Raw genomic sequence first — 14,704 nt, 5'->3', positions numbered from 1 at the left:
TATTTTATATCACCTAACCTATTAATCAATGAAAAACAACAAAATATCTTCACTGTAATGGATGTGTAAGTATGGTTAAAAGTATGACAGGATTTGGAATGGCAAAAAAAGAACTACAGCATTTATCCATTCATATCGAAATTAAGTCTGTTAATCATCGCTTTATTGACCTCATTTTTAGAATGCCTAAGCAATTCTTATATTTGGAAGATCAACTAAAGAAAATAATTTCTAATGATATACATAGAGGTAGAGTGGAAGTATACGTAACCCTTGAAAGCAAAGGGAACACAGAAAAGAAAATTGTTGTTAATTGGTCATTACTTGACCAATATCATGAATTACTAACTAATCTTAAAGAAAGATATACCATAAAAGAATCGATATCACTTCAAGACTTAGTAAGTAAAGAAGATTGCTTTGAATTGCTTGACCACGAACTAGACACAGAGGAGTTAGCAAGTGAATTGGTCACTGTGTTTAGTGAAGCAGTCGTACAATTAGAACAAATGCGTAAGGTAGAAGGATTAGAGTTGAAGAAAGATTTAATTAGTCATTTAAAGCGACTAGAAAGTCTTCTATCTCGATTGCAAGAGGTAGCTCCACAAGTTGTTGAGCAGTACCGAGAAAAATTAAAGGCAAGACTTGATAAGTTTCTTATAGAACCTGTAGATGAAACTCGTCTTATTGCTGAGGTTGCCATATTTGCTGATAAGGCGGATATTAATGAAGAATTGGTTCGTTTAACTAGCCATATTCAACAATTCTACTTTATTTTAGAAGAAACTACACCTGTTGGAAGAAAGCTTGATTTCCTGCTACAGGAAATGAATCGAGAAATTAACACAATTGGTTCAAAAGCTAATTCATCTGTTATTGGGACGTTGGTAGTAGAGTCTAAAAGCTGTCTAGAAAAAATAAAGGAACAGATTCAAAACATTGAATAAGTGGGTTTAGAATAAATCTTCCTAGTTAACACTAAAACTAATTAGATTGGAGTAATAGGATGTCCATTAAATTAATAAATATTGGATTTGGTAACATCGTTTCTGCTAATAGAATCATTTCTATTGTTAGTCCAGAGTCTGCTCCCATTAAACGCATTATACAAGATGCTAGGGATAGGGGTTCACTTATAGATGCAACATATGGCAGAAGAACAAGAGCCGTTATTGTCATGGATAGTGACCATGTTGTTCTCTCAGCAGTACAGCCAGAAACAGTTGCTGCTAGGTTAAATGATCGTGATGATATGATGGATGAAGGGTAGGAGAAGGATTTGGTAGAAAAGGGACTTTTAATAGTATTATCTGGACCTTCAGGTGTAGGGAAAGGTACTGTTAGAAAAGAAATATTTTCACAAGAGAATACTTCTTTTGAATATTCTATTTCCATGACAACGAGACTCCCACGTGTTGGTGAAGTAGATGGAGTTGATTATTTCTTTAAATCTAGAGAAGATTTTGAGGAATTAATCGAACAAGGAAAGTTACTAGAATATGCAGAGTTTGTTGGGAACTATTACGGTACTCCAGTAGATTATGTAAGAGAAACTACTCTAAAAGGAAAAGATGTCTTCCTTGAGATTGAAGTAGAAGGTGCTAAGCAAGTAAGAGAAAAATTTCCTGATGGATTATTTATCTTCTTAAGTCCACCGAGTCTCTCAGAATTGAAGAATCGAATTGTGACAAGAGGAACAGAAACAGAAGAAATTATTAATAATCGAATGCTTGCAGCACGAGAAGAATTAGAAATGATGCACCTATATGATTATGTTGTAGAAAATGATACAGTAGAGAATGCTGTTAAAAAAATCAAAGCAATTATAGTGGCAGAGCATTGCCGTAGAGAAAGAGTAGAACCTAAATATAAAAAAATGCTGGAGGCTAAATAATTTATGTTATATCCATCTATTGACAAATTAATGACGAAAATTGATTCCAAATATTCCTTAGTATCTGTAGCTGCTAAAAGAGCTAGAAAGCTACAAACAAATGCTAAGCCACAATTGACTAAGTATGTTTCTCATAAAAATGTTGGGAAAGCATTAGAAGAAATTAACGAAGACCAATTAACATACAGAGTGAATATACCAGCTAACTTAATCGAAGACTAAGATTGAGAAAAAAATACTAATTCTATTAAAAGACTTAAGCAAAAGGATGATCAAATTTTGCTAAGTCTTTTTTCGTGGACATACCTAAAAAATAATACTATGCTTATGTGTAATGAATGTAATTGACGAGTAAAATATCTATGGAGGAAGGAGGCAGTCCGATGCTAACAGGAAAGAAGATTCTTCTCTGTGTAACAGGAGGGATTGCTGTATATAAAGCGTGTGCGCTGACAAGTAAGCTAACACAAGCAGGGGCAGAGGTAAAAGTAATGATGTCTGATTCTGCCATGCAATTTGTTAATCCACTAACATTTAAAGCTCTATCTAAAAATGAAGTGTATACAGATACATTTGATGAAAAAGATGCGAAAGTAATTGCTCATATTGACTTAGCTGATTGGGCAGATCTTATAATAGTGGCACCAGCTACTGCCAATGTAATAGGAAAGCTTGCTAATGGCATTGCTGATAATATGATAACTACCACCCTTCTTGCAGCAACTAGTGATGTCTGGATTGCACCAGCCATGAATGTACATATGTATGATCACCCAGCTGTGGTGAAAAATATGGATACTCTTGATCAATATGGATATCGATTTATTAATCCTGGAGAAGGTTATTTAGCTTGTGGGTATGTAGGAAAAGGAAGACTCGAAGAACCAGAAATGATTGTTCAGCATGTCGAGAATCACTTTGCGAAAGAGAAACATTTAGCAGGAACTACAGTACTTGTTACAGCAGGTCCAACTCGAGAAAAAATTGACCCTGTACGCTTTATTTCTAATCATTCAACTGGAAAGATGGGATATAGTATTGCACGTGTTGCAGTCGAACAAGGAGCTAATGTTATTTTAGTTTCAGGTCCAACTCACTTAAATCCTCCAAAAGGAATAAAAGTCGTAAAGGTTGAGAGCACGGAAGAGATGTATCAAGCAGTAATGGAACACAGTGAATTAGCAGATATTATTATAAAGACTGCTGCAGTTAGTGATTATAAACCAACTGTTGTGCATGAACATAAGGTGAAGAAACAAGATGGACCAGAAATACTGGAGTTTACTCGGACGAAAGATATCTTACTAGAGTTGGGAAAAAGAAAGAAGGACCAAATCTTAATTGGATTTGCTGCAGAAACACAGAATATGGCACATTATGCGATGGATAAATTAACCCGTAAAAATACCGATATGATTGTGGCTAATAATGTTAATAGACTAGATTCTGGGTTTGGAACAGACACGAATCTTGTAACCATGTATAAGAAAGATGGAAGTATAATAGAATTACCGCTTCTTTCAAAGGAGAAAGTGGCTGAAAGGATACTAGAACAGGCTACTAAAATGAAAGAAGCTGGTCAGATATGACTGTAGCTAAGGTGATAGTGGATGTACCGGCTAAACAGACGGACAGGCCATTTGACTATCTTATCCCAGAGTGGTTGGAAGAGGTCATTCAACCAGGGATGAGAGTAATCGTTCCTTTTGGTCCAAGAAAGGTCCAAGGGTTTGTAGAAAGTGTTGTAGCTACCTCTACTTTTAAATCACTAAAGAAAATCTCGGAACCAATGGATCTAATCCCTGTATTAAATGAAGAGTTATTATCCCTTGCAGATTGGCTAAGTCATTCAACCCTTTGTTATAAAATATCTGCCTATCAAGCAATGCTTCCACCAGCTTTAAAAGCGAAATATCAGCGGAAAATAAAAAAAGTATTGGGAAATGAAACAGTACTAGATCCGTCCATTATAGAGCTTTTAAAAGACAAGGAAGAAATAGCATGGGAAGATGCATTGGAATCAGTTTCTCATTCCACTCTTCAAAAAGAAGTGAAAAAAGGCACAATTGAGGTTATCTATGAAGTTAAATCAAGAGGACAAAAAAAGAAAGTGAAGCATATTTATCCTCTAATGGGTAGAAAAGAACTTCAGCAATATCAGGAAACTATAAACAAAAATGCTAAAAAACAACATTCCCTTCTATTATATTTTATAGAAAACCCAAAACCGATAGAACAAAAGAAGCTTTTAACACATCTAGGCATCTCTACTGCTGCTATTAAAGGGTTAATAGAGAAAGGTGTACTTGGTGAAGTGGAGCAAGAAGTCTATCGTGATCCATATGAGGAGAGAGTATTTGAAAGAACGAAGTCACTATCTTTAACAGAGGATCAAGCAGAAGCGCTTGCGCCCATTTGTGAAGCTGTAAAAAATAATCAGCATGAAGTTTTTCTTCTATATGGTGTGACAGGTAGTGGGAAAACAGAAGTGTATTTACAGTCTATTGAGAAAGTATTACAAAAAGGGGAAGAAGCGATCGTTCTTGTTCCAGAGATTGCTCTTACTCCACAGATGGTTAATCGCTTTAAAGGTCGATTTGGCGATAAGGTGGCTGTTCTTCATAGTGGTTTATCAGTTGGCGAAAAGTATGATGAATGGCGAAAAATTCAAAGAAAAGAAGTAAGTGTAGTTGTAGGTGCTAGATCCGCTGTTTTTGCACCATTTGAAAACTTGGGCATTATTATTATTGATGAAGAGCATGAGATGACCTATAAACAAGAAGAGAATCCAAGATATCATGCTAAAGATGTGGCAATTGAAAGAGGATTAAAACATAATTGCCCCATTGTTTTAGGGAGTGCTACCCCTTCTTTAGAAAGCTTTGCAAGAGCGCAAAAAGGGGTATATCAGCTACTGTCTTTACCTAATCGAATGAATAACCAGGCGTTACCTAAGGTTGAAATCATTGATATGCGAGAAGAGCTTCGAGATGGAAATCGCTCTATGTTTTCAGGTGTCTTAATGGAAAAATTAAAGGATCGACTAAAGAAAAAAGAACAAACTGTCTTATTTTTAAATAAACGTGGTCATTCCTCTTTTGTTATGTGTCGTGATTGTGGATATGTAGTAAAGTGCCCTAACTGTGATATTAGTTTAACGTATCACCGTTACCAGAACCAAATGAAGTGTCATTATTGTGGCTTTGAGGCCCACACACCAACTATATGTCCGGAATGCAATGGGGAGCATATTCGTTATTTTGGAACAGGTACACAAAAGGTAGAAGAAGAGCTAGCGAAAATCCTACCAGAGGCGAGAGTTATTCGTATGGATGTGGATACAACTAGCAGAAAAGGCTCGCATGAGAAATTGCTTGATAAGTTTCAAGAGGGAGAAGCAGATATTCTCCTTGGTACGCAGATGATTGCAAAAGGCCTTGATTTTCCTAGAATTACATTAGTTGGAGTTCTTTCAGCAGACACGATGCTCCATTTACCAGATTTCCGTTCATCAGAAAAAACCTTTCAATTACTAACACAGGTTAGTGGTAGAGCTGGTAGACACGAATTGCAAGGGGAAGTAATCTTCCAAACATATACGCCGGAGCATTATAGCATTGAGCTTGCAAGTAAGCAGAATTACGATCTTTTTTATCAAACAGAAATGCAAATAAGAAGACAGCATGCATATCCGCCGTACTACTTCCTAACGATGATTACTATAAGTCATGAGGAATTAATGAAGGTAGTATCTATATCAGAAAAAATAACAAGTGTGATAAGGCAACGTTTATCACCGAAAACGGTTATACTTGGTCCAGTAGCTTCGCCTATATCAAGAATTAAAAATCGTTATCGATATCAATGCTTAATTAAATTCAAGCAAGAACCTCATTTAGAGGATGTACTCAAATCGGTTTTAGATCATTATCAGCAAGAGATAAGTTCAAATGGCTTGCAAATCTCTATTGATGTGAATCCGCATATTTTGATGTAAGAAAACCCTTAGGCAGTGGAAAACTTGCTTAAGGGTTTTTTGATTAGATTTCCTTCTCTAAATAATAGATACCAACTCTTATATTTTGTCTATGGTTTCCGAAATGCTCCCCAAAAAGAGTTAATCCTCCTACTTTCTTTGAGTCTTGTTCTGCAGCTATTTTTAGCGTTAAAATAGGAGATTGTTCTAATTGAAGATCATCAATCGTTACACTTGAAAGTGGCTCCCCATCAATTCCAGTATCAATTTTATTAATACGAATTGTTTTTAATAAACCATACTGACTAAATTTATCATTCCACCAACTAGGGGTATAACGTCCTCGAACATCTGAAAAGTTACCAGGAACGGTATAGGTTCCAAGTTTTACATTATTCATATAGAAAGTAATATCACTTGGCCAAACATTATTGGATAAAGGAAATTCAGAAGCGAGTTCCAAGCTTATTTCCACCATTTCTGGAATTTGGTTAGGTGATAAAAGGTTAGGGATTTTATATTCTACAAAGCCTTCTGACAGCCATAGGAGCTGTGTATCTACTCTTTTACTATCCATGAAATATTTAGGATCATCAGGCTTCCCAATTACCTCCTTTTCTGTTGCGATTCCGCAGGTAGGTTTTGCTTGAAAGTCTGTGTAATGCCCAATTTTTAGATCTGTTAAATGAAGTAAATATTCTTTAAAAATCTTTTTCGGAAACTGTATGTCAATATGATCGATAGCCAGCTGTACTATTTTCTGAAGCCCTGATTTTCCAGGAGTTCTTATAGACTTTACAATCCCAGCTTCTTCTAACTTTTGGACATGTCTAGTCACAATTGCGGGACTAATATTTAATTGTCTAGCTAAATCTGAAATGTTACTCTGATTGTTTGATAGAATTTCAATTATTTCAATCCGTGTTTCACTACAGAGTGCTTGGTAAACATGGAAGTAATCTTTAGAAACTTGAATTTGCAAAATGTATCATCTCCTTTAACCAAAAGATTAAATAAAAGCTTGTACAATAATTGTATCACTCTACTTGTTTAACTACAACAGAAAACACTGTGAATATTGATAAAATAAGATTGACAACGCTTTCTTTTGTTGTTAAATTGAAATTGTAAAACAAATATAGGAATTTCTTTAACTAAATAGTTAAAGAATAGAGTGACATGAAATGGGGAGGGATTTAGATGGGTACTTCGAAGAAAAGGTGGAAACTATTTGGAGTGTTAGGTTTATCCATTGCATTAATGACAGGATGTAGTAGCTCAGGTGCAAGTAGTAGTGCTGCAAAAAATGAAATAACTTTTTGGAATCCATTTACAGGACCTGATGGAAAGAACATGCAAGCAATGGTAGATGAATACAATAAGACCGATCCAGAATTCAAAATCAAGAATATCTCTTTAAAAGAAACAGATATGTATACGAAAATTCCTACCATTGTAAATTCTAATAAGAATATTCCCGATTTAACGATTGTCCACGCAGAACGAATTAAACAATTTAAAGATAATGATATGTTGACATCCTATAATGAGTTGTTAGCAGACTATCCAGAGATAAAAGCAGAAAACTATGTTCAAGAGGCATGGAATATAGGAGAGTTAGATGCTGAACGCTATAGTATTCCATTGGATATACATACATTTGGCCTCTATTACAATAAAGACTTAGTAAGTAAATATTTACCTGCAGCGTTAGATGATAATATTGTGACATTTGCTGAAATAGAGCAAGTAGGAGAAGTATCGAAAAAAGATAAAATAGCTTCTATTGGTGTTTCTTGGTTAAAACCAAACTTCTTATCTCTATATGCACAAAATGGTGGCGTATTATCAGAAGATGGTATTCAACCTACTCTAGATAATCAAGCAGGAAAAGACACATATAACTTGTGGAAGAATTTAGTGAAAGATGGATACACCACAAAGGATGGAGAAGATCCTACTCAAATGTTTTTAACTGGTAAAGTTGTTTTTCTTCCAGAAGGAATTTGGATGCAAAATCAAGTGAAACAAAGCAAAATCAACTGGGGATTAACCAATGCACCACAGATTTCAGATGACTTGTCGAAAACAGTTAACTGGTCTTCTTCCCATCAATTCGTGATGTTTAAAGATGAATCTCGTAATGAGGAAAAGGAAAAAGGAGTGATGGAATTTTTAAATTGGGTTCGAGATAACTCGATGGAATGGGCGAAGTCAGGGCAGAATCCAGCAACTTTATCACTATTAGAAGAGGAAGAATATAAACAAATGCCTCAAGCTTTTTTCTTATCAACACCAGAGCAACAAGCAACTCTAAAAATCTTTGACTACAAATACAACGGTTATGTATCAGAAGCACTTGATGCACACGCAGGGGATGCTGTGTTTGGAAAATTAGATGTCGATAAAGCGCTTACTCAGATGCAAAAGGAAGTAGCGGCGAAGGTAGAAAAAGATAATTCGAATTAAGTAGATAAAGATAGAAAGCAAAAAAGCATAACATATTTTTATATGTGTTAAGACTCAGACTGTAGACAAACTTCTAATGGACCCTCAAGAGTAAATAATGTAGCGCATTTAATGATTTGCCTGAAAAGAGCTGATAAGGTTCGCTTACCATAGGGCTCTCGTAAATGAGCCCCGTGGAAAGCGATCGGTAAGCACAGACTAACTATATTAATGAGGAGCCTCACCCTTAGAAAGTAAATCAGTTGATAAAAATAATGGGTATTCCTCCTAAATCATTTTTATTACAAGCTTAGGCAAATCATCGTTTTATATATGTTTAGCCTAAGTCTGTATTCTAGACTTCCGTTAATAAATCATTTTCTTTATTTAGAAAAAAAGAAAGGGGAGAAAGGGTAATGGAAACAGCTCCTAATCTAAAAAAAGGGAAGCAAATAGAATATAAGAAATCGAAGAAAATCTCTTTTGCTCCATGGTTGTTTTTAACTCCACATTTACTCATTTTCGGTGTGTTTTTCCTTATTCCAGTTTTCTTTGGCATCTATATTTCCTTTACAGAATGGGATTTAATAAGCTCTCCGACTTTTATTGGATTAGATAATTATAAAGAGATATTACTTCAAACAGATTCTATTTTTTATGAACAGCTTCATACTGGGTTGAAGAATACGTTCTTATTTGTATTATTTGTTGTACCATTCTGTATTATTGTACCACTACTGCTTGCAAGTGCATTAAATACCAAACCAGTACTATGGAAATTCTTTCAGTCGTTATTCTACTTACCATCCTTATTCGCTATATCTGCTGTAGTAATCATTTGGACACTAATGTTCAATGTAACCTATGGACCTATCAATAATATTTTAAAATTAGAAACAGTGTGGACTGGAACACAACCTTATGCATGGATTGCTTTAATAATTGTTACTGTTTGGTGGTCGATTGGAGGGAATATGATTATTTATCAAGCTGCATTAAATGGAATTTCAAAGGATCTCTATGAAGCAGCTGACATAGATGGTGCCTCTACTTTCCAAAAGTTTATAAAAATTACTCTTCCAAGTATTCGTGGCCAACTGTTGTATACGGTGGTTATTACTACGATTGCTCACTTTAATGTTTATGGTCAGCCTTTAATGCTTACTGGTGGAGGACCTACTGATTCAACAAGAGTACTGTTAATGGATATTCAACAAAATGCATTTGGTTCTGGTCAGTCTATTGCTGGAATTTCTTCTGCTATGGCAGTGATTCTTGGGCTATGTATTATGGTCATAGCATCACTACAGTTTTTTTTCCTACGAGAGAAGAAGAATTGAATCAAGGGAGGGATACATATGAACGGAAAGAGAATAAATCCATTTCCAAAGATAATCGCCTTTGTGTTTTTACTTGCGATGTCCATCATTTGGGTTATTCCATTAGTTTGGGGAATTGTAACATCCTTTAAATCAGAAATAGAACTTCAATCAGTTGGATTTAAGTTTCTACCTATTGAATGGGTGCTTTCCAACTACACATCTTTACTAGTAGATAATGCAAGTACTCCGTTAATAAGATGGTTTACTAATTCTTTATTTATCTCCATTTCTCATACTCTATTAGTTTTAGTAGTTGTCACCATGTCTGCTTTTGCTTTTAGTAGATTAGAGTTTAGAGGCAAGCAATGGTTATTCTCCTTTTTATTGGGAACCATGATGTTTCCAGCAGTCGTTAATTTAATTCCACTGTATAAAATTATTGATATTCTAGGTTGGGTAAATTCTCCGATTGCTATGATCGTTCCTGGAGCAGCGGGTGTATTTAATATTTTCCTAGTGAGGCAATTTATGAATAATATTCCAACTGAATTTGATGAAGCCGCAAGAATGGATGGTGCAACAGATTTTCAAGTTTTAAGAAAAGTGATACTACCTTTAATCAAACCAGTTCTACTGGTAGTCTCCTTATTTTCCTTTACAGGCTCTTGGAATGACTTCTTATGGCCATCTATTGTATTTAATGATGTAGAGAAGATGCCGATTACACCAGGTCTTCAATTACTACAAGGCATGTATCAGGCACAACCAACTCTATTAATGGCTGGGGCACTAATTGCCATAATTCCAACCTTTATTCTCTATTTGTTTGCTCAAAAATATTTCCTAGATTCCATGTCCCTATCTGCAGGGGTGAAGGGATGATGAGCAGAAGATTGGAGAGGAATTTAGTAAGGATTGTCGGTGTATGGCAAATAATAGATGGACTAATTACGATTTTAGTATATGGTACCTTGAAGAAAGTAGGAGGAGCAAATCTTATTGAAAATACTAGTTTTGCCTATATGAAAGCGATGGAATCTATTGTTGGCAGTATCTATATATTTATTGGTATTTTTGGTGCTGCTCTAATCGGACTTGGTATGTTTAACTTGGTGTGTGCGAAAAAATATATAAAAGATGATCAAGTACATGTAAAAGTTGCTTTATGGTTATTCATATGTGGAGCATTTAGCTACATCATTATGGATATTGTTAGTGTCATTTTATGTATGTCTGCTGGACTAATTATTCTAGCGAAAAATAAGAGTATTAAGCAGTTAACTATAAAAAGAAATCAACATATTGGAGGCATTAACTAATGAATAATCTACATCCTACCCCGCAGTTTAGAAGAGATAAATGGCTATCTTTAGATGGAAAATGGGATTTTGCATTTGATAATGAAAAGAAAGGGGATAAAGAGAAGTGGTTTCATACATTTCCAAAAGGAAGTCTCATCGAAGTACCCTTTACGTATGAAACAAAATTAAGTGGGATTCACCAAGAGGAACATCATGAAACGGTATGGTATGAAAGAATAGTAGAAATAGATGACTTAGAGAAACATCCTATTGTTCATTTTGAAGGAGTAGACTATGAGGCTTTTGTCTATGTAAATGGTAATCTTGCAACTAAGCATCGAGGTGGTTATCATGCTTTTTCGGTAGATATTGCGAAGTTCGTTCATGTTGGAGAAAATAAATTGACGGTTAAAGTAACTGATTCTAAGGATTGTTCCCAACCAAGAGGGAAACAACGCTGGCAGGATGAGAACTTTGGGTGCTGGTATGTGCAAACAACAGGTATATGGAAATCAGTTTGGATGGAATATGTTTCTCCGATGAATATAGAACATGCAAAAATTACTCCCTTATATGATGAACAAGAGATATTGATTGAATTAGATACGAATATTCCTATTGAAGCAGATGGTTATAGAGTAGAAGCAACAATTAATTTTGATGGTAAATTGATTAATTCACTCTCGGCTATCCTTATAGATGGATCAGCTTGCCTTCGAGGAAGTGTACTGGAACGAAAAGATCCATGGACAATGAAAACGTGGAGTCCAGAGAACCCGCATCTATATGATTTGCACATATTACTGTATAAAGAGAATCAATTATTAGATGAAGTACATTCTTATTTTGGAATGAGAAAAATATCGATAGATGGAAACAGAATTCTTCTTAATAATAGAGAATTGTATCAACGTCTTATATTAGATCAAGGCTACTGGCAAGACTCTGATTTGACACCCCCAAGCGTGGAAGCTTTAGAAGAAGATATAAAAAAAGTATTGGAGTTAGGTTACAACGGTGTAAGAAAGCATCAAAAAGTAGAAGATTCGCGTTTTTTATATTTAGCAGATAAATATGGGTTATTAGTCTGGTTAGAAGTAGGATCTACATATGCATTTAATGATCGTGCAGTTAAAAACTTTACACATGAATGGCTAGAGATAGTAAAACAAAGCTATAACCATCCTAGTGTTATTACATGGGTTCCTTTTAATGAGTCATGGGGAGTTTCAGCTATTCATCACAATAAAAAGCAACAAGCATTTACAGAGAGTATTTATTATTTAACGAAAACATATGATCAAATGCGCCCTGTAATCACGAATGATGGTTGGGAACATACTATTTCTGATATCATTACCCTTCATGATTACGAAGAATTTGGAAAACTTTTTACAGAACGCTATAAAGAGATGGATTATGTCCTATCGAATAGAAAGCAATTCAATAAGGATTTTTATCCATTTGCAGAAAACTATTCTTATAAAGGCCAACCCATTATTATTTCCGAGTTTGGAGGTATTGCATTCCAAACAGAAGAGGGATGGGGGTATGGAAATCAAGTGAAAGATGAAGAAGCATTTTTTAAGAGGTTTGAAGATATACACTATGCGATTCAGGACTTAGATTATGTGGTGGGATATTGTTATACACAGCTTACAGATGTTCAACAGGAAGTGAACGGGCTTCTTACAATTGACCGAAAACCAAAGGTATCAATGGATAGGGTTAAGAAAATTAACACAAGAAGAATGAAACCATAGGAGGAAGTCAATGAATAGAGTGGAATACCCGAGACCTCAGTTCGTGCGCTCAGAGTGGATGAACTTAAATGGAAAATGGCAGTTTGAGTGGGATGATAAAAATGAGGGGTGGAAGGATAAGTACGCTAATCAACAAAAGCTAGCAAGAGAAATAAATGTACCTTTTGTCTATCAATCTAAACTTAGTGGAATAGAAGAACAGGCCATTCATGAATATGTTTGGTACAAAAAAGAAGTGGAATTAGAGAATCATAAAGACATGGTGACTTTGCTTCATTTTGGCGCTGTTGATTATCATTGTAAAGTATATGTGAATGGCCAATTTGTTGGTGAACATGAAGGTGGACATACTTCCTTTTCATTTGATATAAGTGATCGTTTAGTGGAAGGAAAACAAACTATTACCCTTTTTGTACATGATCCATTTGAGGATGAAACCATTCCTCGTGGGAAGCAGTTTTGGCAAGAAGAATCCAGAGGGATTTGGTATACCAATTCTACAGGTATCTGGCAGACTGTTTGGTTAGAGCAGGTAAAGAATGAGCATATAGAAAAGGTTAAATTCACCTCAGATTTTGATAATGGGATGATATGGTTGGATCTTCTTGTAAGTGGTGCTACAAATCTTAAGGAGAAAAATTGGTTTTTAGAATATACGATAAGTTATAAGGATGTTGTGATAGCAGAAGATCGAATAAAATTAACGAGCCATACTAGTAAAAGAGCAGTTGATCTTATCCAAAACAAAATTTTCCGTTCTAATTTCCATGATGCAGGATTTGCTTGGACACCTGAGAATCCTAACCTTTTTGATGTGAAATTAGTATTAATGAATGATTCAGGCGACGTACTTGATACAGTAAAATCTTACTTTGGTTATCGAAAAATACATACAGAAAGCAGGATGGTGTTTTTAAATAACAAGCCATACTATCAAAAGTTAGTATTAGACCAAGGATATTGGCCAGACGGATTATTGACAGCACCAACAGCAAGTGACTTAAGTAAAGATATCGAATTAGCAAAAGAGATGGGCTTTAATGGTTGTCGAAAGCATCAAAAAACAGAAGATCCTTTATTTATGTATTATGCGGATAAGTTAGGATTCTTGGTTTGGGGGGAGTGTGCTTCTGCACCTGTATTTACAGAAAAAGCGGCAACTAGATTAATGAAGGAATGGATGGAGATTGTGGATAGAGATTATAATCACCCGTCTATCGTAACATGGGTACCGTTGAATGAAAGTTGGGGTGTTCCTAATATCCATTCTGATAAAAGACAACAGCAATTCTCTAAAACAATGTATCATCTATTACATGCTATCGATGGTACGAGACTAGTCATTTCTAATGATGGATGGGAAGCTACAACAACTGACATATGTGCCATCCATAATTATAATCATGGAAGACTGGAAGAAAAGACGAAGTATGAATATTTTAAAGAAACTCTTTCCTCTGTTGAGAACCTAATATCACATGCACATGGCAAGTGGCAGGTATATGCAAATGGATACGCTTATCAAGGAGAACCAATCCTTCTAACGGAATTTGGAGGAATAGGATTTAAAGTAGATGATCAAGTGGGATGGGGATATACTTCTGTGCAATCAGAAGAAGAATATATAGAAGATTATCGACGTATTATGGATGCTATCTTTCAATCAAACGGGTTATGGGGATATTGCTATACGCAGCTTACAGATGTAGAACAAGAGATAAATGGACTGCTTACTTATAAACGAAAACCGAAATGCAAACTTTCTATCATAAAAGAAATAAATAATCAGTATTTACCTGATAGACTTCAATTGGAATCATAGAACAATAGAATTTTAAATAATAATAGAATATGGTGTAAAAAGTCTGGGATCGAAATAAAGTGTACCCTTTGTAAAGGACATTTTATAAAAAGCCTATGCTGCCATAAGAAGATGATTTCTGTATTGAACAGGAGTCATCTTTTTTAAGTTCCATTGGTATCTATAATTATTGTAATAA

Annotated in this window: 14 protein-coding genes; 12 read left to right on the top strand and 2 right to left on the bottom strand. The window is 35.1% G+C overall.

What is annotated here, in order from left to right:
* Positions 1 to 71: 71 nt before the first annotated feature.
* The 6 genes from F9279_RS10390 to priA all read left to right on the top strand — a co-directional run bounded on the left by F9279_RS10390 (position 72) and on the right by priA (position 5,891).
* On the top strand, positions 72 to 947 hold the full coding sequence (locus F9279_RS10390; RefSeq protein WP_152112690.1) for a YicC/YloC family endoribonuclease: 876 nt from the start codon (positions 72 to 74) through the stop codon (positions 945 to 947).
* Positions 948 to 1,006: 59 nt separating this feature from the next.
* Complete coding sequence (gene remA / locus F9279_RS10385) at positions 1,007 to 1,270, top strand: extracellular matrix/biofilm regulator RemA (protein ID WP_152112688.1); 264 nt, start codon at positions 1,007 to 1,009, stop codon at positions 1,268 to 1,270.
* Between the two features lie 9 nt (positions 1,271 to 1,279).
* Positions 1,280 to 1,894, top strand: a complete 615-nt coding sequence (gene gmk, locus F9279_RS10380) for a guanylate kinase (protein WP_152112686.1) — start codon at positions 1,280 to 1,282, stop codon at positions 1,892 to 1,894.
* A gap of 3 nt (positions 1,895 to 1,897) precedes the next feature.
* Positions 1,898 to 2,116 (top strand): DNA-directed RNA polymerase subunit omega, encoded by a 219-nt coding sequence (gene rpoZ / locus F9279_RS10375; protein WP_152112684.1) that lies wholly within the window; start codon positions 1,898 to 1,900, stop codon positions 2,114 to 2,116.
* 161 nt (positions 2,117 to 2,277) lie between these two features.
* Positions 2,278 to 3,483 (top strand): bifunctional phosphopantothenoylcysteine decarboxylase/phosphopantothenate--cysteine ligase CoaBC, encoded by a 1,206-nt coding sequence (gene coaBC / locus F9279_RS10370; protein ID WP_152112682.1) that lies wholly within the window; start codon positions 2,278 to 2,280, stop codon positions 3,481 to 3,483.
* Positions 3,480 to 5,891, top strand: coding sequence for a primosomal protein N' (priA, locus tag F9279_RS10365; RefSeq protein WP_152112680.1), 2,412 nt, complete (start codon positions 3,480 to 3,482; stop codon positions 5,889 to 5,891). The genes coaBC and priA overlap by 4 nt, the downstream gene beginning before the upstream one ends.
* Positions 5,892 to 5,934: 43 nt before the next feature.
* Here priA and F9279_RS10360 read toward each other — a convergent pair whose 3' ends face one another.
* Positions 5,935 to 6,852: an ArsR/SmtB family transcription factor gene (locus F9279_RS10360; RefSeq protein WP_152112679.1), complete on the bottom strand. Its 918-nt coding sequence runs from the start codon at positions 6,850 to 6,852 to the stop codon at positions 5,935 to 5,937.
* A 218-nt stretch (positions 6,853 to 7,070) separates the two neighbouring features.
* Here F9279_RS10360 and F9279_RS10355 point away from each other — a divergent pair, with 218 nt between their 5' ends.
* From F9279_RS10355 to F9279_RS10330, 6 genes are all read left to right on the top strand, one after another.
* The gene (locus tag F9279_RS10355) at positions 7,071 to 8,339 is read left to right on the top strand and encodes an extracellular solute-binding protein (RefSeq protein ID WP_152112676.1); all 1,269 of its coding nucleotides are present in this window, start codon (positions 7,071 to 7,073) and stop codon (positions 8,337 to 8,339) included.
* A gap of 395 nt (positions 8,340 to 8,734) precedes the next feature.
* Entirely contained in the window at positions 8,735 to 9,658 is a 924-nt protein-coding gene (locus F9279_RS10350) for a carbohydrate ABC transporter permease (RefSeq protein ID WP_152112674.1), read from the top strand.
* A gap of 18 nt (positions 9,659 to 9,676) precedes the next feature.
* Positions 9,677 to 10,522, top strand: a complete 846-nt coding sequence (locus tag F9279_RS10345) for a carbohydrate ABC transporter permease (protein ID WP_152112672.1) — start codon at positions 9,677 to 9,679, stop codon at positions 10,520 to 10,522.
* Positions 10,522 to 10,959, top strand: a complete 438-nt coding sequence (locus F9279_RS10340) for a hypothetical protein (RefSeq protein WP_226793424.1) — start codon at positions 10,522 to 10,524, stop codon at positions 10,957 to 10,959. Before F9279_RS10345 ends, F9279_RS10340 begins: the two co-directional genes overlap by 1 nt.
* Entirely contained in the window at positions 10,959 to 12,704 is a 1,746-nt protein-coding gene (locus tag F9279_RS10335; RefSeq protein ID WP_152112668.1) for a glycoside hydrolase family 2 protein, read from the top strand. The genes F9279_RS10340 and F9279_RS10335 overlap by 1 nt, the downstream gene beginning before the upstream one ends.
* A 10-nt stretch (positions 12,705 to 12,714) precedes the next feature.
* Positions 12,715 to 14,526: a glycoside hydrolase family 2 protein gene (locus F9279_RS10330; protein ID WP_152112666.1), complete on the top strand. Its 1,812-nt coding sequence runs from the start codon at positions 12,715 to 12,717 to the stop codon at positions 14,524 to 14,526.
* Positions 14,527 to 14,619: 93 nt separating this feature from the next.
* Here F9279_RS10330 and F9279_RS10325 read toward each other — a convergent pair.
* The coding region (locus tag F9279_RS10325; RefSeq protein WP_152113033.1) for an IS3 family transposase at positions 14,620 to 14,704 on the bottom strand (85 nt) is incomplete at its 5' end.

Origin of the sequence: Bacillus sp. B1-b2, from assembly GCF_009183415.1 — a bacterium.
Taxonomy (GTDB): Bacteria; Bacillota; Bacilli; order Bacillales; family Cytobacillaceae; genus Niallia.
Note: the sequence above shows the minus strand (reverse complement) of the source record. Positions and strands in the feature narration are given on the sequence as shown.

Bases quoted from the DNA above. Each gene is read 5' to 3' on its own strand.
- F9279_RS10390 (WP_152112690.1), top strand. From the start codon at position 72: ATGGTTAAAAGTATGACAGGATTTGGAATGGCAAAAAAAGAACTACAG.
- remA (WP_152112688.1), top strand. From the start codon at position 1,007: ATGTCCATTAAATTAATAAATATTGGATTTGGTAACATCGTTTCTGCT.
- rpoZ (WP_152112684.1), top strand. From the start codon at position 1,898: ATGTTATATCCATCTATTGACAAATTAATGACGAAAATTGATTCCAAA.
- coaBC (WP_152112682.1), top strand. From the start codon at position 2,278: ATGCTAACAGGAAAGAAGATTCTTCTCTGTGTAACAGGAGGGATTGCT.
- priA (WP_152112680.1), top strand. From the start codon at position 3,480: ATGACTGTAGCTAAGGTGATAGTGGATGTACCGGCTAAACAGACGGAC.
- F9279_RS10355 (WP_152112676.1), top strand. From the start codon at position 7,071: ATGGGTACTTCGAAGAAAAGGTGGAAACTATTTGGAGTGTTAGGTTTA.
- F9279_RS10350 (WP_152112674.1), top strand. From the start codon at position 8,735: ATGGAAACAGCTCCTAATCTAAAAAAAGGGAAGCAAATAGAATATAAG.
- F9279_RS10345 (WP_152112672.1), top strand. From the start codon at position 9,677: ATGAACGGAAAGAGAATAAATCCATTTCCAAAGATAATCGCCTTTGTG.
- F9279_RS10340 (WP_226793424.1), top strand. From the start codon at position 10,522: ATGAGCAGAAGATTGGAGAGGAATTTAGTAAGGATTGTCGGTGTATGG.
- F9279_RS10335 (WP_152112668.1), top strand. From the start codon at position 10,959: ATGAATAATCTACATCCTACCCCGCAGTTTAGAAGAGATAAATGGCTA.
- F9279_RS10330 (WP_152112666.1), top strand. From the start codon at position 12,715: ATGAATAGAGTGGAATACCCGAGACCTCAGTTCGTGCGCTCAGAGTGG.